This window comes from Alloalcanivorax marinus (assembly GCF_016785095.1).
Lineage (GTDB): Bacteria > Pseudomonadota > Gammaproteobacteria > Pseudomonadales > Alcanivoracaceae > Alloalcanivorax > Alloalcanivorax marinus_A.
This window is the reverse complement of the sequence record NZ_JAEKJB010000009.1, coordinates 101,410-117,884: the sequence shown is the minus strand read 5'-3', so window position 1 is coordinate 117,884 and position 16,475 is coordinate 101,410. Positions and strand designations below refer to the sequence as shown.

Below are 16,475 nucleotides of genomic sequence, written 5' to 3'. Positions count from 1 at the left end.
CCAAGACGGTATGCTAGTCTCCGGATTTGGTGTTTACCGTTGGGGAAGTTGCAAAAGGATGGCAGAACTTACCGATTCCGGCGTACTCCTGCGAATGGCCTACCGGGCCATGCTGAACGCGGATATTGACGCCGACGCGGTGCTGGCCGAGCTGGGCCTGGACCGTTCGATACTGGATGTACCGGACCTGCGCACGCCCCATGATGGCCAGGAGTGGTTCTGGGAGGCGCTGGAGAAGGTGTCCGGCGACGCCCATGTGGGCCTGCATCTGGGCAAGCACATCCCGGTGTACAAGGGGCAGGTGCTGGAGTACCTGTTCCTGTCCAGCCCCAACTTCGGCGAGGGCCTGGACCGGGCCCTGAGCTATCAGCGGTTGCTGTCCGATGCCGCCAGCGCCGAGATGTTCCGCGAGGGTGACCGGGTGTTTCTGCGTCAGCCTTTCTGGGGGCGCCGCCTGTCGCACCTCAACGAATGCGTGATGATGGGGTTGATCAAATTCTTCCGCTTCGTCACCGACGACGCCTTCGAGCCCCTGGAAGTGCACTTCGGTCACGCCCTCCAGGGAGACCTGCTGGAATACGAACGGGCCTTCGATTGCCCGGTGAAATTCGACATGCCTTCCGTGGGCGTCTACTTCGACGCCGCGCTGCTGTCGCTGCCCTCGGCCCACCACGAGCCGGAGCTGCTGCGCCTGCATGAGCAGCTCGCCAGCGAGCAGGTGGCACGGCTGGAAAAGCAGGATCTGGTGGCCCAGGTGAACCGGCTGATCGCCGAGTTGCTGGAATCCGGCCACGCCAATCTGGAAGAAGTGGCGGAGCGGCTTGGCATCAAGGCGCGCCAGTTGCGCACCCGCCTCGCGGACGCCGGCACCAACTTCAACCAGTTGGTGGCGGATTACCGTTGCAAACTGGCCAAGCGCTTGCTCGCCGGCACCGATGAGTCCATTGACGAGATCGTTTACCTCACCGGTTTCTCCGAGCCGTCCACCTTCTACCGGGCGTTCAAGCGCTGGGTGGGGATGACGCCCATCGAGTATCGGCGCATGAAAGCCGAAGAGGACGCCGCCGCGGCCCGCGGCGAAGTCTGATCATCAGCGCCGGCCTTCGGGGCCGTCGTCCTCGTCCAGGGTCAGTGGCCGGCGCTGGTGGTCGCCATCGTTGGCCGGCTCCCGATCCGCGCCGGCCTCGCCTTCATAGACATTGCCGCCGCCGAAACCGCCCGGTCCGCGCCGCCACTGGGTGCTCTGGTAAAAGAACGCCCCGTTACCACCCCGGGTGGCGAAGGCCTGCACCGTGCCCCGCCGGATCAGGCGTTCCGCCAGGGCACGGCGGGTAAACGGCAGCAGCAGCACGAAGCCCAGGGCGTCGGTAATAAAGCCCGGAGTGATCAGGAAAGCGCCGCCCAGCAGCAGCATCATCCCCTCCACCAGTTCCCGGCCCGGCATCTCGCCCCGGTTCATGCGCTCATTGAGTCGCACCCAGGTATCCAGCCCCTGGCGCCGGAACAACGCACTGCCGATCAATGCCGTGGCCACCACCGCGATGATGGTGACCGGCCAGCCGATCATGTCCGCCACGGCGGCAAGCACCATCACCTCCACCAGGGCGAAGATCAGGATGGTCAGAAAAACACGGCCGAAGCCCATGGGCACCTCTAAAACATTACGGTTTCCCAGGAGATGGCGGCGAAGCGGAGGGATTCAAGGGGGAGCGGGCGGAGGGAAAGGCCGGTTGGGGCAGTTGTAGGAGCGGCTTCAGCCGCGATCGCCGTTGGAAGCCTGGCGGCGCGGCTTTTCGCGACTGAAGTCGCTCCTACAGGGGCGCCCGCCAGGGACGCCCGCCGATCCAGTGTCAGGCGCCCAGCATCATCTGGCCGCAGACGCGCACCACATTGCCGCTCAGACCCTGTGACGCGGGGCTGGCGAAGAAGGCGATGGTTTCCGCCACGTCCACCGGCTGGCCGCCCTGGTTCATGGCGTTCATGCGCCGGCCGGCCTCGCGGATGGTGAACGGAATGGCGGCGGTCATCTGCGTCTCGATGAAGCCCGGCGCCACCGCGTTCACGGTGATGCCCTGGTCCGCGTACTCCTCGGAATAGGTATCGATCATGCCGATCACCGCGGCCTTGGAGGTGCCGTAGTTGGTCTGGCCCAGGTTGCCGGCGATGCCGGCGATGGAGCTGATCGAGATAATACGGCCGCCTTCGCCCATGGCACCGTCGGCCACCAGTTGTTCGTTGATGCGCAACTGGCTGGCGATGTTGATGTTCAGCACCATGTCCCAGAAGTTCTCCGGCATGTTGCCGAGCATCTTGTCACGGGTGACACCGGCGTTGTGCACCAGGATGTCCAGGCCGCCCATCTTGCGCGCCGCCTCGGCGATCACGCGTGGCGCCTCGTCGCTGGTGATGTCCAGCTCCAGGGTCTGGCCCTGGATTTCCTCGGCCACCTTGTTCAGGTCCTCGGCCATGGGCGGAATATCCAGCACCGTGACCTCGGCGCCGTCACGGGCCAGCACCCGGGCGATGGCCGCGCCGATGCCCCGGGAGCCGCCGGTGACCAGGGCTTTCTTGCCGGCCAGGGGCTTGTCCCAATCGAAGGCGCTGGCGTCGAAGCCGGACGCCGCCACCCGCACCACCTGGGCGGACACATAGGCGGACTTCGGCGACAGGAAGAAATGCAGCGGCGAAGCCAGCTGGCTTTCGGCGCCGGCGTCGCAGTACACCAGCTGCACCGTGGAGCCCTTCTTGATTTCCTTGCCCACGGAACGGGTGAAGCCTTCCAGGCCACGCTGGCTGACCCGGGCCGCGCCGCCCAGGGTTTCCGGGGTACGACCGATCACCAGCACCCGCGCGCATTTGTCCAGTTTCTTGATCACCGGGTGGAAGAATTCCCACAGCGCCTTGAGCTGCTCCGGGGTCTCGATGCCGGTGGCGTCGAACACCAGCGCCTTGAAGCGGGTCTCGTCTTCCTTGGTGGCGGTGTAGTTGTCGGCGCTGACGCCGGCGGCCGCCGCCTGCTTTTGCAGATCGCTGGCGTTGCCGGTGTTGGCGAGCACCGCCGCTTGTGCGTCCGGCGCCTCCTTGAGGGTGGCGAAAACGGTATCCACGGCGGTGGAACCGGGGGCGGCACCCACCAGCACCCGGCCGCTGATAAAGGAGGCCTGGCCGGGCTGCCAGCGTTCGAGAATCACCGGGATGGGCAGATTGATGGCGTTGAAGAGGGCCTTGCCCATGGGAGAATTGGCAATCGTCTGATAGGTATCGCTCATGATCCTGTCCTTTGCCGTGCGATGTGTAGTGAGGCCGCGTATTGAAGCACCCGCCTGTAAAAGGTGTATTGACCGGTCGGAAAAGCCGGTAGGCGCCCAAGCCAATGAGGCCGGGCGGTGGGGAGATAGACTGCGCTCATCTGTTAACCTGGGCGAACCGACCGGAAACGCCCCTGTGGAGGATTTCAACTATGCTGGCAGGCGATAAAGTACGCAAGGTGGCCATCGTCGGTGGCAACCGCATCCCCTTTGCCCGCTCCAACACCGCCTATTTCGAGGTGGGCAACCAGGAAATGCTCACCGCCGCCCTGAACGGCCTGGTGGATCGTTTCAAACTCCACGGCGAGCGCATGGGCGAGGTGGCCGCCGGCGCGGTGATGAAGCACGCCAAGGACTTCAACCTGGTGCGCGAATGCGTGCTGGGCTCCAAGCTGGCCCCGGAAACCCCGGCCTACGATCTGCAGCAGGCCTGCGGCACCGGCCTGGAAGCGGCCATCCTGGTGGCCAACAAGATCGCCCTGGGGCAGATCGACAGCGCCGTGGCCGGCGGCGTGGACACCACCTCCGACGCGCCCCTGGGCGTCAACGAGCAGGCGCGCAAGATCTTCATGGAGATCAACCGTGCCAAGAGCACCGGTGACAAGCTCAAGCAGGCGGTCAAGCTGATCAATCCCAAGCTGATGATTCCGGACATCCCCAAGAACGGCGAGCCGCGCACCGGCCTGTCCATGGGCGAGCACCAGGCGATCACCGCCGCCGAGTGGGGCATCGCCCGGGAAGCCCAGGACGAGCTGGCGTGGCGTTCCCACCAGAATCTGGCCAAGTCCTACGAGGAAGGCTGGCAGCAGGACCTGATGAGCCCGTTCCATGGCCTGGAGCGCGACAACAACATGCGCCCGGATTCCACCGTGGAGAAGCTGAGCACCCTGAAGCCGGTGTTCGGCGGCCCGGAGGGCACCATGACCGCGGCCAACTCCACGCCGCTGACCGATGGCGCCTCCGCGGTGTTGCTGGCCAGCGAGGAGTGGGCCGAGCAGCGCGGTTTGCCGGTACAGGCTTATATGACCCACTGCGAAGTGGCGGCGGTGGATTTCGTCGGCAAGAAGGAAGGGTTGCTGATGGCGCCGGCCTACGCGGTGCCGCGCATGCTTGAGAAAGCCGGCCTGACGCTGCAGGATTTCGATTTCTATGAGATCCACGAAGCGTTCGCTTCCCAGGTGCTGAGTACCCTCAAGGCCTGGAACGACGAGACCTTCTGCAAGGAACGGCTGGGTCTGGACAAGCCGCTGGGCGAGATCGACACCAGCAAGCTTAACGTCAAGGGTTCGTCCCTGGCCGCCGGCCACCCGTTCGCCGCCACCGGCGGCCGGATTCTGGCCAACGCCGCCAAGCTGCTCAACCAGAAGGGCTCCGGCCGTTGCCTGATCTCCATCTGCGCCGCCGGTGGTCAGGGCGTGGTCGCCATCCTGGAAAAATAAGTTGGAAGTGAAAAGTTAAAAGGAGAAAGCGCGGGCATGGCCTGGCTGAAAAGGCGAGGCTCCGCGCCGCGTTTCAACTTGTAACTTTCAACTTTTAACTTTGCCGCCGCATCAACCCTTCCTGGGCCACCGACGCCACCAGCTCGCCGGCGCGATTGAAAATCCTGCCTCGCGTGAAGCCCCGTCCACCCGTGGCGATGGGGCTCTCCATGTCGTAGAACAGCCAGTCGTCGAAGCGCACTGGCCGGTGGAACCAGAGGGTGTGGTCGAGGCTGGCCACCTGCATGTCCCGGCTCATGAAGGTGACGCCATGGGGCAGCAGGGCGGCGCCCATCAGACTGTGGTCGGACACATAGGCCAGTAGCGCCTGATGCAGCAGCGGATCGTCGCTATCCAGGCCGCTGGCGCGAATCCAGGTCTGACGCACCGGCTCGGTTTTTTCCGGGCGCAGCGGGTGGCGCCGGGTCACCGGGCGGATCTCGATGGGCTTGCGGCGCAGCAGGGCGGCGCGGAAATTGTCCGAGATCTCCTCGCCTTCAAGAAAAGCGGCGGTCACCGTCTGTTCCGTGTCCAGGCTGTCCGGGTCCGGTGCCTCGAACGTGGCGGTCTGGTGCTCCAGGCCCGGTTCGGCCTGGTGGAAGGACGCGGCCAGATCGAAGATCGGTCGGCCCCGTTGCTCCGCCACCACCCGGCGGGTGGAGAAGGTGCCGCCGTCGCGCACCCGCTCCACTCGGTAGATCACCGGCTCGCGCACGTCGCCGGGGCGCAGGAAATAGGCCTGCAGGGAGTGGGCGGGGCGGCCTTCCACGGTGCGGGAGGCGGCCACCAGGGCCTGGCTGATGACCTGCCCGCCGAAGATGCGCGGCCCGACGATATTGCGGCTTTCGCCCTGAAAGTGATCCTCATCCAGGGGGGTCAGGTCGAGCAGGGCAAGCAGGTCGGGCAGATCGGTGTGCATGGATTGTCCTTGTTATGGCTCCCGATGAACGGAGCTCGTAATGAAAATGGAAATGCGTTCCGAAAACGTAACTTCACCCAGGCGCCGTTGCTTTGCAAGGGTCGATACCGACAGCGGGCGTGCGAGGCGCGCCACCGGCGGCGGACGGGGGCTGGCCGGTTAAGGTTGCGTTCAGGATCGCTTCAGGGAGAATTAAGCGGGCCGTCGTATCGTGACAACCGTACCCAGGCGGTACGCACGATAACCCGGCAGCGCCGAGCCGCGTTGCCCCGATGAGGAAAGGAGACACTCATGAACGCCATCAACAAAACGCTGCTCGCTACCCTGATTGCTTTCACCGGCGCCACCACCGTGGCCCACGCCGACGATGTCGGTCCCGAGCAGGTGGTCAAGCTGGTCAATGACGGCACCATCCAGTCCTTCGAGAAACTCAATCAGGCGGCCCTGGCCAACCACCCGGACGCCAAGATCGAGGACACCGAACTGGAACAGGAATACGGTCGCTATATCTATCAGGTGGATCTGCGCGATGCCCAGGGTCAGGAATGGGACGTGGAGCTGGACGCCACCAACGCGGAAATCCTGCGCGAGGAACGGGACGACTGAATGCACCCTGATTTTCTTCAACGCATGGGAAAGGCGGCCTTGGCCGCCTTTCTGGCGTGTCTGGTCACTGCCCCCGCCGGTGCCCTGGACGTGGACCAGGACGAGGCCCTGCGTCTGCGCCAGAGCGGCGAGGTGCTTTCCTTCGAAGCGATCCTGGGCGTCGCGCTGGCGCGCCATCCGGGCGCCCGTCTGCTGGAAGCGGAGCTGGAGCGCGACGATGGCGAGCTGATCTACGAGCTGGAGCTGCTCACCGACGACGGCGTGGTTCGTGAGCTGGAGATCGACGCGCGCACCGGCGATGTCATCGAAGACGAAGTGGACGACTGATGCGCCTGTTACTGGTGGAAGACAGCGTCGACCTGGCCGATCAATTGATGCCGCTGCTGCGCGACAACGGTTACGCGGTGGACTGGTTGGCGGATGGCCGTGATGCTCTGGTGCGCGCCCACGACGAGCCCTTCGATCTGGCCATTCTCGATCTCGGCCTGCCCGGCATGGACGGCCTGGAAGTGCTGCGTCGCTGGCGCGGCGAAGGCCTGGCCATGCCGGTGCTGATTCTTACCGCCCGGGACAGTTGGGCGGAGCGGGTGGACGGTCTGCGCGCCGGCGCCGACGATTACCTGACCAAACCCTTCCACCCCGACGAATTGCTGCTGCGGGTGCAAGCGGTGCTGCGGCGCAGCCATGGCAGCAGCGGCGGCGGCCACCTGGAAGCCGGCGGCCTGGCCCTGGACGAGGCGCGTCAGTCCGTGTGGGAGGGCGACCGGGAAATGGAACTCACCGGCGCCGAATTCCGCATGCTGCGCTATTTCATGCTCAACCCGGGCCGGCTGTTGTCCAAGGCGGCGCTCACCGAGCACCTTTACGACGGCGAAAGCGAACGCGATTCCAACGTGGTGGAGGTGCACGTCAACCGGCTGCGTCGCAAGCTGGGCCGTGACGCCATCCAGACCCGGCGCGGTCAGGGCTATCTGTTCGTCGGTCGCGGGGCGGCCTGACCATGGCGCACCCGTCCATCGGTCGCCGGCTGGGCATCAGCCTGTTCGTCAGCCTGTTGCTGGCCGGCGTGCTGGTGGGGCAGGCGGCACTGTGGTGGCTGGACCGGGAGCAGCGCCAGTTGAGCGGTCGCCAGCTGCGCGAGGAAGCGGCCAGCGTGCTGGCGGCCATTGTCACCGGCCCCGGCGGCCCGGTGCTGGATGAGGACCTGCTCGACCCGGCCTACCGCAAACCCCTGTCGGGCCGCTATTTCGTGGTGCTGATCGGCGACCAGCGCTGGCGCTCCCGGTCGCTGTGGGACGCGCGCCTGGCGCTGCCGGAACACACCGGCATGGACACCGAACTGCGCCCTGGCCCCGGCGGCCAGAGTCTGCTCCGTTACCGGGCGGAATTCCGCCGCGACGACCGGCCGCTCACCGTGGTGGTGGCCCAGGACTATGGGCCGCAACTGGATAAGTTCAGCGAACTGAAACGGGCCGCCCTGGCCGCCTGGGTGGTGTTGCTGGTGGGGCTGGCGCTGGCCCAGCAGTGGCTGATTCGCCGTGGCCTGAGGCCGCTTAAGGGCGCGCGCCGGCAGATCGAGCAGTTGCGCGGAGGCCGGCGCTCGGAACTGGATGAGAACGTGGCCGCGGAATTGCGCCCACTGGTTACCGAGATCAACCGGCTGCAGCGCCACACCGAGCAGCAACTGGCGCGCTCCCGCCATGCTCTGGGTGACCTGGGCCATGCCTTGAAGACGCCCCTGGCGGTACTGCGTAACCGCTGCGACGAGCGGCTGCGTCGGGACGACCCGGAGCTGTACCGTCTGCTCGACGGCCAGCTCGACCAGATCGAGAACACGGTGCGCCGGGCGCTGGGCCGTGCCCGGGTCGCCGCCGGCGCCACCGCCGCCACCCGTTTCGAACCGGCCCGGGATGTGCCGGTTTTGCTGGATACCCTGCGCCGGGCCCACCACCGACCCCTGACGCTCAGTGCCGAGGGCCAGGACCTGCCGCCGCAGCCGGTGGAGCGTGATGACATGCTGGAACTGCTTGGCAACCTGCTGGACAACGCCTGCAAATGGGCCGCCGGTGAGGTGCGCCTGACCCTGGCGCGGGACGGCGGGGATCTGTGCGTGACGGTGGACGACGACGGCCCCGGCATCGCCGCCGGGCGCCACGAAGAGGTGCTGCAGCGTGGCCGCCGCCTGGACCAGCGGGTGGCCGGTCATGGCCTGGGCCTGGCCATCGTCAACGACACCGTGGAAGCCTATGGCGGCAGTCTGGAATTGGGCGAATCGCCCCTGGGCGGGTTGCGGGTGAGCTTGCGGTTGCCCCGGGAGCGCGGCTGAAGCCGTGATCCCGGGCTGCCAGGTCAGGCGCGCCCCAAACCGGCCAGCATCAATGCCACCGCCTGATCGCTGACCGCTTCCATATCCTCGCGGCGCAGGTAGATGCCATCCAGCAGCAGGCGGCACAGGCCATGCAGGGTGGCCCAGCTGGCCTGGGCCACGCGCAGCGGGTCGGCGCCACCGGGCGCCGCCGCCAGACGGTCCAGGCGCACCGCTTCCACATAGCGGCGGAAGCAGCCGTGGGCCACCCGGGTCAGTGCCGGGCCGGGCCGGCCCGCCTTCCACAGGGTGCGCCCGAACATCAGCTCGTAGCGTTCCGGATCATCGCTGGCGAAGCGCAGGTAGGCGCGCACGAAGCGGCGCAGGCCCGGTTCCGGGTCCGCCGGGTCGAGGGAAAGCTCCTCGATCAGCCCCTCCAGACGTTGAAAGCCGCGCTCCGCCAGGGCGCAGAGCAGGGCGTTCTTGTCCGCGAAGTGGTGGTAGGGCGCGGTGCGCGACACCCCGGCCCGTTCCGCCAACCGTCGCAGGGACAGGCCTTCCACGCCCTGCTCGCGGAGCAGGACGCCGGCTTCGCGCAGCAGGGTGTCGTGGAGGTCGCCGTGGTGGTAGCGGTCGGGACGGGGCATGGGGTTCCTTGCTTCAATCTTGACGGCGTCAAAATAGCACCGTATCTTGACGGCGTCCAGATTAGCCAGGCCGGCCCGCCGGCCCAGCCACACCCGTATTCGGGAAGGAGAACGACATGGTGGCCAACGCCTACCCGCACCTGCTGTCCCCGCTGGATCTGGGGCATACCCAGCTCAAGAACCGGGTGATCATGGGGTCCATGCACACCGGTCTGGAAGACCGCTTCTGGCACTACCCCAAGCTGGCCGCCTATTTCGCCGAGCGGGCCCGGGGCGGCGTGGCGCTGTCGGTGACCGGCGGCATCAACCCCAACCGGCACGGCTGGTTCTACCCGCTGGCGGGTACCTTCAACCGCAAGCTGGATATCCGCAACCACCGCAAGATCACCGAGGCGGTGCACAAGGAAGGCGGCAAGATCGCCCTGCAGATCCTCCACGCCGGGCGTTACAGCTACCACCCGTTCTCCCGTTCCGCGTCGGCGATCAAGAGCCCGATCAACCCGTTCAAGCCCAAGGCCATGACCACCCGCGAGGTGAAGAAGACGGTGCGCGATTTCGCCCGTACCGCGGAATTGGCCAAACAGGCCGGTTACGACGGCGTCGAGATCATGGGTTCCGAGGGCTACCTGATCAATCAGTTCACCGCGCCGCGCAGCAACCGCCGCACCGATGAATACGGCGGCAGCGCCGAGAACCGGTGTCGCTTCCCGGTGGAGATCGTCGAGGAGACGCGGCGCCGCTGCGGCGAGGATTTCATCATCATGTACCGGCTGTCGGTGATCGACCTGGTGCCGGATGGTTCCACCCGGGAGGAAGTGCTGGATCTGGCCCGCGCCATCGAGGGCGCCGGCGCCAGCCTGATCAACAGTGGCATCGGTTGGCACGAGGCCCGGGTGCCCACCATCGTCACTTCGGTGCCCCGCGCCGCCTTCGTGGAGGCCACCCGCCAGGTGCGCGAGGTGGTGTCGATTCCGGTGGTGGCGTCCAACCGCATCAACGACCCGGAAGTGGCCGAGCGCATCCTCGCCGAGGACCAGGCCGACGCCGTGTCCATGGCGCGGCCGTTGCTGGCGGACCCGGACTTCGTCAACAAGGCCGCCGAGGGCCGCGAGGACGAGATCAACACCTGCATCGCCTGCAACCAGGCCTGCCTGGATCATACCTTCGAGCTCAAGCGCGCTTCCTGTCTGGTGAACCCGCGTGCCTGCCACGAAACCGAACTGGTCTATCTGCGCACCGCCCATCCCAGGAAAGTGGCGGTGGTGGGCGCCGGCCCCGCCGGGCTGGCCTGCGCCACGGTGGCCGCCGAGCGCGGCCACGATGTGACCCTGTTCGACCAGGCCGGCCGTATCGGTGGCCAGTTCAACATGGCCAAGGTGGTCCCCGGCAAGGAAGAATTCCACGAAACCCTGCGTTACTTCGGCAAACGCATCGAGCGCACCGGCGTGAAGCTGGTGTTGGGGCGCCGGGTGGAAGAGGGCGAGCTGGAAGCGGAAGGCTTCGAGGAAATCGTTATCGCCACCGGCGTGCTGCCACGCCGGCCCGGCATCGAGGGGATTGATCACCCCAAGGTGGTGTCCTACGTGGATGTGCTCACCGGCAAGGTCACCGTGGGCGACAAGGTGGCCATTATCGGCGCCGGCGGTATTGGTTTCGACGTGGCGGAATTCCTCGCCGAGCCGCCCAGGGAAGGTGCCCAGCCGCTGCCGGAATGGCTGGCGGAATGGGGCGTGGATTTCCAGGCGGAAACCCGTGGCGGGCTGGTGGAGAGGCATCCGGAAAAGCCGGTGCGCCGGTTGTATCTGCTGCAACGCAAGACCAGCACGCCGGGCAAGGATCTGGGCAAGACCAGCGGCTGGGTGCACCGTGCCACGCTCAAGGCGCGCAACGTGGAAATGCTGGCCGGCTGCCAGTACGACCGGGTCGACGACCACGGCCTGCACATCACCCAGGACGAGAAACAGGGCCTGCTGGAAGTGGACCACGTGGTGATCTGCGCCGGTCAGGAATCCCTGCGCGAGCTGTACCGGGAAGAGGATGCCCGTTACCACCTGATCGGCGGCGCCGAACTGGCCGCCGAGCTGGACGCCAAGCGCGCCATCAAGCAGGGCTCGGAGCTGGCCGCGCGGCTGTAGGGCGGCTGCGCCGCCCGTTACAGGATGCAGGTGTATCCTTTATCCTGAATCCTGTATCGCGGCCGAAGGCCGCTACTTCAGTTCCCTGGAGCTGAGCCCGAGAACGCGGCGGGCGATGATCAGCTTCTGAATCTGCTGGGTGCCTTCGAAGATATCGAGAATCTTGGAATCCCGCGCCCATTTCTCCAGCAGCTCGTCCTCGGTGTAGCCCACCGAGCCGGCCAGTTCCACGCAACGCAGGGTGATGTGGTTGCCGACCCGTCCGGCCTTGGCCTTGGAAATCGACGCCTCCACGGAGTTGGACTTTTTGTTGTCCGCCATCCAGGCCGCCTTCATGGCCAGCCAGTACGCCGCTTCCCATTCCGCCTCCATGCGGTACAGCTCCGCCTCGGCGGCGCTCACCGTATCCACCGGTTTGCCGTAGTCGTAATCGATGGCGTCGGCGAGCAGTTCCCGGGTGCGCTCCAGGGAAGCCTTGGCTACGCCGAGGGCGAAGCAGGCCACCAGCGGCCGGGTGTTGTCGAAGGTCTCCATGACGCCGCCGAAGCCCTGGGTGTCCACCTCCGGGTTGCCGAGCAGATTTTCCTTGGGCACGCGACAGTCGTTGAAGCTGATGGCGGCGGTGTCCGAGGCGCGGATGCCCAGTTTCTTCTCCAGCCGCGCCAGTTCCATGCCCGGCGTGCCCCATTCCACCACGAAGGATTTGATCGCCGCCCGGCCCAGTTTCGGGTCCAGGGTCGCCCACACCACCACGCAGTCGGCGCGTTCGCCGGAGGTCACGTAGATCTTCTCGCCGTTGAGCACGTAGTGGTCACCGTCTTCCCTGGCGGTGGTGCGGATCGCCGCCGAGTCGGAGCCGGCGCCGGGCTCGGTGATCGCCATCGCCGCCCACTTGCCCTTGAAACGCTCCAGTTGCTCGTCGGTGGCCACCGCGGCGATGGCCGCGTTGCCCAGACCCTGGCGCGGCATGCCGAGCAGAAAGCCGGTGTCGCCGTAGCAGAATTCCAGGGCGCCCAGGCAGGTCATCATGTTGGCGCCGTTTTTCACGGAGCCATCGTCCTTCACTTTGCCCTTGCCGGTCTGGCTGGCGCCGGCGGAGTTGGCCGGGTCGCCTTCGTTGAAGCCGTCCAGCACCGAGGCGACCATGTCCAGCTCCTTGGGGCGTTCGTGTTCGGCGCGGTCGTATTTGCGCGAGATCGGCCGGAAGCTGTTCAGCGCCACCTGGCGGGCGTTGTGGATCACCGGTTTGAATTTCCTGGGAATTTCGATGTTCATGATGCGCTCCCCTTACAGATGCAGTCCGCCGAAGGCCACGCCGATGGCGCGCAGATCCCGATACCAGCGTTCCACCGGGTATTCGTGGGTGAAGCCGTGGCCGCCCAGCAACTGGACGCCGTCGGTGCCGATTTGCATGGCTTTTTCCTTCACCAGGGTTCGGGCCAGATGGGTTTCACGCTGGAAGGTCTTGCCCTGTTCGGCCCGACACGCGGCCCGGTAGGTGAGCATGCGCATGGCCTCCAGCTCGATGGCGATGTCCGCCACCATGAACGCCACCGCCTGGCGATGGCTGATTGGCTCGCCGAATGCCTGGCGCTCGTTGACATAGGGAATCACGTAATCGAGTACCGCCTGGGCGGTGCCCACGGCCAACGCGCACCAGGCCAGGGTGCCCAGATCCACGAACGCCTGGTAGTCGAAGTCGTCGCTGCCCAGGCGGTTGTCCGCCGGCACCCGCACATTCTTCAGGTACAGAGGCCGCTGGGCGCTGGCACGGATGCCCATGGACGGGTCCTCGCCGGCGGTGAGGCCCTCGCTGCCGCCCTCGACGATGAACACCGCCGGGCCGTCATCGGTGGCCGCCGCCACCAGGAACAGTTCCGCCTCGGCCGCCAGGGGCACCAGGGATTTTTCGCCATTGAGCACCCAGAAATCGCCGTCGCGGGTGGCGCTGGTGCGCGGTTGTTTGGGGTCGAACAGGGGACGCGGCTCGCACAGCGCGATGCTGGCCAGCGGCGGCTCCTCGCCGGCGAACGGCGTCAGGTATTTGTCCTGCTGCAGGGCCGAGCCCCAGCGGGTCAGGGCGTTGGCCACGCCCATCGGCGCCAGGATCGCCACTGCCTGGCCCATGTCGCCGCGGGCCAGCTCCTCGGCCACCAGCATGCTGGTCACGGTGGAACGTTCGGCGGCGGCGCCGCCCAGCGCTTCCGGCACGGCGAAGAAGTTGAGCCCCAGTTCCCGGGCCTGGGCTTGAATCTCATCGCCGGTGCGTTGGGCCGCGTCCGCTTCCTCGGCGCCTTCGCGCAGCACGTCATCGGCGAAGGCGCGCACGCTGTCGCGGATCATTTGCTGTTCTTCGGTGATGCCCAGATCGAACAGGTCGGTGGTTTCTCCTGGAGCGTGCAACCGCTGGGGTTTGTCCGGGTTGCCCTTGCTCTTGAAGGCGCGGGCGGTGGTGGTGATCACCTGGAAACCGCTCTTGGTGAGCCGGTAGGCCAGCCGTTCGGCGCCTTGCCGCATGCCCAGCCGGTCCAGGAGTTCGGAGCCGGCGAGTCGGTTGAGGGCGCTCAGGGCGAAGCCGATCGCGTCTTTCGCCATGGGTCGGGGTCCTGTTTGGAAAGCGATCACCGGATTATCGGTCAGTGACGGTCAGGACCATTGACTTCCTTGCCTGGTGCCGTGGGCGACGCAGCCAGCGCGGCGGCGCTGGGGCGCTGTTCAGGGTGGGGACGGGGTAGTAGGATCCCGGAGGGCGTTATTCCGCTTCCACGGCGATCATCGGCGCCGGGTATCGCCACTGAAGTCGCTCCTACGGTGCCATCCGTACACGGTTCTTCTTATCCGCGCATAAAAAAAGGGCCGGCGAAAGCCGGCCCTTTTTAGTGTCGCGCGTTGGCGAGGGAATCAGTCCTCGTACTGCGCTTCCTCGGTGGTTGCCTTCATGATGGCTTCCACGCGGCGGTTTTGGGCACGACCGTCACGGGTGCCGTTGTCCGCGATCGGACGCTCTTCACCGTAACCCACGGTGGAGATGCGCTCGCCATCAATGCCGAACTGGTCCACCAGCACGTTTTTGACCGCGCCGGCACGCTTCTCGGAAAGCTGCTTGTTGTACGCGGCGGAGCCGGTGCTGTCAGTGTGGCCTTCCAGTACCAGGTTGGCGGAGGGGTACTGGTACATGCGCTCGGACAGGTTCTCCAGTTCCGGGTAGGAGGTTTCGCGAACCTCGGCTTTGTCCAGGCCGAACTGAACGTACAGGGTTTCCTTGACGTCCTTGGTCAGGTATTCCTGACAGCCTTTCTCATCCACCTTGGCGCGCGCCGGAGTGTCCGGGCACTGGTCCTTGCTGTTGACCACGCCGTCGCCATCGTCGTCCAGCTCACAGCCGGTAGCGTCCACCTGGGCGCCGGCCGGGGTGTTCGGGCAGCGGTCATTGCTGTCCGGAACGCCATCGCCGTCGCTGTCGGTGGCGGCTTCGGTCACCGGTTCCGGCTCTTCGTCGTGGGACGCGCCCACCAGCAGGTTCAGGCCGGCGTAGACTTCACCGTCCCAGCGCTCGGTGCGGAAGCTGTAGGTCGGCCGCACGCCCACGTCCAGCAGGAAGTTGCTGGCCAGCGCGGTTTGCATGCCGGCTTCGAAGCCACCGGTGGCTTCCTTGAAGTCGTCGCTGCTCTCGCTGTTGAACTCGGTGCGGGTCTCACCACCGCCGATACCCAGGTAGGTCTCGAAGGCGGCATCGTCGTCACCGAAGTGGCGGCGCAGGCTGGCGAAGTTCTCGCGCAGGTACACCTTGCCATTGCTGGTGGCCATGTTGTTGCGCTGGTAGGTGGCCTGGATGGACCAGTCCTTGTTGAAGCGGTAACCGATCTGAGCCCCGGGAAGGGTCACGGTATCCTGCTCGTAGAATGAATCGCTGATGTAGCCATCGTCGTCGTAGTGATCGCCGATATCCAGCCATTGCTGGCCGATGTGGCCACCCAGGTAGAAATAGCGATCCGGGATGTCATTGGCGACGGCGGCGGAGGCCAGACCCAACGACGCGCAAGCGATGCTGGAGGCGAGAAAACGTTTAGCGTCCATAACTCCTTCCTTGTTGTCTTGTAGGCAGAAAAACAGTGCCCGCAGTTTTGCCTCGGGCGGCGCTACTGTAAATGCTTCCATGAAAGCTTAATAAAAAAATTTACAAAGAATGGGAACAAAGCGGAATGAAAAAAAATCTTTTGTAAAAAATAATTATTTTAGTGAGAAAAAAGGATGACTAAAAAAAGGCATCAGGCGGTTTCATGAGGCCGATGTTCATTACGGCTCTGGTAAAGCATGTAGTCCGCTTCGTTCAGCAGGGCGTTGAGCTGGCGACCGCTGTTTTCCGTGCAGGCGGCGCCGATGCGGATGTCGCATCCGACCCGTTCCTCGCCATTCTGGACCTGGATGGCGGCGGTCAGGGCGCGCAGCCCCTGGGCCATGTGCAGGGCGTCCTCGTAGTCGGTATGAGGCAGAACCAGCAGAAACTGGGCGCCATCGATACGCCCGAACAGATCGCTGTCGCGGATTTTCTCGCGAATCCGCTCGGAAAACACGCGCAGCAGGGAATCACCCAGGTGGCGACCATGGCGGTCGGCGATGTCGCTGAAATCGACGATATCGATCAGCAGGATGGATACCGTGTAGTCGTGGCGCAGGCTCAGTGACAGCTCCCGTTCCAGCATGCTGAGCAGATGGGGCCGGTTGAACAGGCCGGTGAGGTGGTCTTCCCGGGCTTGCTGACGCAGCAGTTTGTTGTCCCGGTTCAGAGCCGACAGCCTGGCCAGTACCGGATAACAGACTGGTGGCAGCAGCAGCAGGGGAATCAGCAACGCCAGGGTGATGGCGGCCAGCCAGTCACGCTGGCCGGTCAACAGCACGCCCACGGCGGTGATCAGCAGCGACAGCAACAGCCCGCCCAGGGAATAGAGGACGGTCACGCGCAGGGCGAAGAGCCGGTCGCTGTTGTGAACCGGCGCGGCCTGGCTGAAGCGACCTTGCGGCGCACTGCCCATGTGGAACCCCCAAACTGAGAAGATAATGCCGTTGTTTGGGTGAA

The 16,475-nt window shown here is 65.6% G+C and carries 15 protein-coding genes; 7 read left to right on the top strand and 8 right to left on the bottom strand.

Translation table 11 applies throughout. From position 1 onward, the window contains the following. Window positions 1–58 precede the first annotated feature (58 nt). The gene (locus tag JF515_RS12330; RefSeq protein WP_203104741.1) at window positions 59–1,087 is read left to right on the top strand and encodes an AraC family transcriptional regulator; all 1,029 of its coding nucleotides are present in this window, start codon (window positions 59–61) and stop codon (window positions 1,085–1,087) included. A gap of 3 nt (window positions 1,088–1,090) precedes the next feature. Here the strand turns inward: JF515_RS12330 and JF515_RS12325 are convergent, their stop codons facing one another. Together JF515_RS12325 and JF515_RS12320 are read right to left on the bottom strand one after the other, a co-directional pair. Then, window positions 1,091–1,645: an FxsA family protein gene (locus tag JF515_RS12325; protein WP_203104740.1), complete on the bottom strand. Its 555-nt coding sequence runs from the start codon at window positions 1,643–1,645 to the stop codon at window positions 1,091–1,093. 205 nt (window positions 1,646–1,850) lie between these two features. Beyond that, window positions 1,851–3,269: a 3-oxoacyl-ACP reductase gene (locus JF515_RS12320; protein WP_203104739.1), complete on the bottom strand. Its 1,419-nt coding sequence runs from the start codon at window positions 3,267–3,269 to the stop codon at window positions 1,851–1,853. A gap of 191 nt (window positions 3,270–3,460) precedes the next feature. Between JF515_RS12320 and JF515_RS12315 the strand changes: the two genes are divergently transcribed. Next, on the top strand, window positions 3,461–4,747 hold the full coding sequence (locus JF515_RS12315; RefSeq protein WP_203104738.1) for an acetyl-CoA C-acetyltransferase: 1,287 nt from the start codon (window positions 3,461–3,463) through the stop codon (window positions 4,745–4,747). A gap of 94 nt (window positions 4,748–4,841) precedes the next feature. On the opposite strand, the gene JF515_RS12310 is transcribed toward JF515_RS12315, so the two are convergent. Continuing rightward, the gene (locus JF515_RS12310) at window positions 4,842–5,705 is read right to left on the bottom strand and encodes an acyl-CoA thioesterase (RefSeq protein ID WP_203104737.1); all 864 of its coding nucleotides are present in this window, start codon (window positions 5,703–5,705) and stop codon (window positions 4,842–4,844) included. 291 nt (window positions 5,706–5,996) lie between these two features. Between JF515_RS12310 and JF515_RS12305 the strand changes: the two genes are divergently transcribed. The 4 genes from JF515_RS12305 to JF515_RS12290 are packed head-to-tail and all read left to right on the top strand — an operon-like array spanning window position 5,997 to window position 8,637. After that, a complete protein-coding gene (locus JF515_RS12305; protein ID WP_194865280.1) occupies window positions 5,997–6,311 on the top strand; it encodes a PepSY domain-containing protein in 315 nt (104 codons plus the stop codon). Next, window positions 6,312–6,638 carry a PepSY domain-containing protein gene (locus JF515_RS12300; protein WP_238401043.1) on the top strand — a complete coding sequence of 109 codons (327 nt, stop codon included), beginning with the start codon at window positions 6,312–6,314 and terminating at the stop codon, window positions 6,636–6,638. Continuing rightward, window positions 6,638–7,309, top strand: coding sequence for a response regulator transcription factor (locus tag JF515_RS12295; RefSeq protein ID WP_203104736.1), 672 nt, complete (start codon window positions 6,638–6,640; stop codon window positions 7,307–7,309). The genes JF515_RS12300 and JF515_RS12295 overlap by 1 nt, the downstream gene beginning before the upstream one ends. 2 nt (window positions 7,310–7,311) lie before the next feature. Next, complete coding sequence (locus JF515_RS12290; RefSeq protein ID WP_203104735.1) at window positions 7,312–8,637, top strand: ATP-binding protein; 1,326 nt, start codon at window positions 7,312–7,314, stop codon at window positions 8,635–8,637. Between the two features lie 23 nt (window positions 8,638–8,660). Here the strand turns inward: JF515_RS12290 and JF515_RS12285 are convergent, their stop codons facing one another. Continuing rightward, on the bottom strand, window positions 8,661–9,263 hold the full coding sequence (locus JF515_RS12285) for a TetR/AcrR family transcriptional regulator (protein WP_203104734.1): 603 nt from the start codon (window positions 9,261–9,263) through the stop codon (window positions 8,661–8,663). Window positions 9,264–9,379: 116 nt separating this feature from the next. Between JF515_RS12285 and JF515_RS12280 the strand changes: the two genes are divergently transcribed. Next, complete coding sequence (locus JF515_RS12280; protein ID WP_203104733.1) at window positions 9,380–11,398, top strand: NADPH-dependent 2,4-dienoyl-CoA reductase; 2,019 nt, start codon at window positions 9,380–9,382, stop codon at window positions 11,396–11,398. A 72-nt stretch (window positions 11,399–11,470) separates the two neighbouring features. Here JF515_RS12280 and JF515_RS12275 read toward each other — a convergent pair whose 3' ends face one another. The 4 genes from JF515_RS12275 to JF515_RS12260 form a co-directional block, all read right to left on the bottom strand. Next, the gene (locus tag JF515_RS12275) at window positions 11,471–12,673 is read right to left on the bottom strand and encodes an acyl-CoA dehydrogenase family protein (protein WP_203104732.1); all 1,203 of its coding nucleotides are present in this window, start codon (window positions 12,671–12,673) and stop codon (window positions 11,471–11,473) included. Between the two features lie 12 nt (window positions 12,674–12,685). Continuing rightward, window positions 12,686–13,993 (bottom strand): acyl-CoA dehydrogenase family protein, encoded by a 1,308-nt coding sequence (locus tag JF515_RS12270; RefSeq protein ID WP_203104731.1) that lies wholly within the window; start codon window positions 13,991–13,993, stop codon window positions 12,686–12,688. A 306-nt stretch (window positions 13,994–14,299) separates the two neighbouring features. Beyond that, window positions 14,300–15,475 carry an OmpA family protein gene (locus tag JF515_RS12265; protein ID WP_203104730.1) on the bottom strand — a complete coding sequence of 392 codons (1,176 nt, stop codon included), beginning with the start codon at window positions 15,473–15,475 and terminating at the stop codon, window positions 14,300–14,302. Window positions 15,476–15,666: 191 nt separating this feature from the next. Then, window positions 15,667–16,431, bottom strand: a complete 765-nt coding sequence (locus JF515_RS12260) for a GGDEF domain-containing protein (protein ID WP_203104729.1) — start codon at window positions 16,429–16,431, stop codon at window positions 15,667–15,669. Window positions 16,432–16,475 lie beyond the last annotated feature (44 nt).

Coding starts and splice junctions, on each gene's coding strand:
- JF515_RS12330 (WP_203104741.1), top strand. CDS start 59: ATGGCAGAACTTACCGATTCCGGCGTACTCCTGCGAATGGCCTACCGG.
- JF515_RS12325 (WP_203104740.1), bottom strand. CDS start 1,645: ATGGGCTTCGGCCGTGTTTTTCTGACCATCCTGATCTTCGCCCTGGTG.
- JF515_RS12320 (WP_203104739.1), bottom strand. CDS start 3,269: ATGAGCGATACCTATCAGACGATTGCCAATTCTCCCATGGGCAAGGCC.
- JF515_RS12315 (WP_203104738.1), top strand. CDS start 3,461: ATGCTGGCAGGCGATAAAGTACGCAAGGTGGCCATCGTCGGTGGCAAC.
- JF515_RS12310 (WP_203104737.1), bottom strand. CDS start 5,705: ATGCACACCGATCTGCCCGACCTGCTTGCCCTGCTCGACCTGACCCCC.
- JF515_RS12305 (WP_194865280.1), top strand. CDS start 5,997: ATGAACGCCATCAACAAAACGCTGCTCGCTACCCTGATTGCTTTCACC.
- JF515_RS12300 (WP_238401043.1), top strand. CDS start 6,312: ATGCACCCTGATTTTCTTCAACGCATGGGAAAGGCGGCCTTGGCCGCC.
- JF515_RS12295 (WP_203104736.1), top strand. CDS start 6,638: ATGCGCCTGTTACTGGTGGAAGACAGCGTCGACCTGGCCGATCAATTG.
- JF515_RS12290 (WP_203104735.1), top strand. CDS start 7,312: ATGGCGCACCCGTCCATCGGTCGCCGGCTGGGCATCAGCCTGTTCGTC.
- JF515_RS12285 (WP_203104734.1), bottom strand. CDS start 9,263: ATGCCCCGTCCCGACCGCTACCACCACGGCGACCTCCACGACACCCTG.
- JF515_RS12280 (WP_203104733.1), top strand. CDS start 9,380: ATGGTGGCCAACGCCTACCCGCACCTGCTGTCCCCGCTGGATCTGGGG.
- JF515_RS12275 (WP_203104732.1), bottom strand. CDS start 12,673: ATGAACATCGAAATTCCCAGGAAATTCAAACCGGTGATCCACAACGCC.
- JF515_RS12270 (WP_203104731.1), bottom strand. CDS start 13,993: ATGGCGAAAGACGCGATCGGCTTCGCCCTGAGCGCCCTCAACCGACTC.
- JF515_RS12265 (WP_203104730.1), bottom strand. CDS start 15,475: ATGGACGCTAAACGTTTTCTCGCCTCCAGCATCGCTTGCGCGTCGTTG.
- JF515_RS12260 (WP_203104729.1), bottom strand. CDS start 16,431: ATGGGCAGTGCGCCGCAAGGTCGCTTCAGCCAGGCCGCGCCGGTTCAC.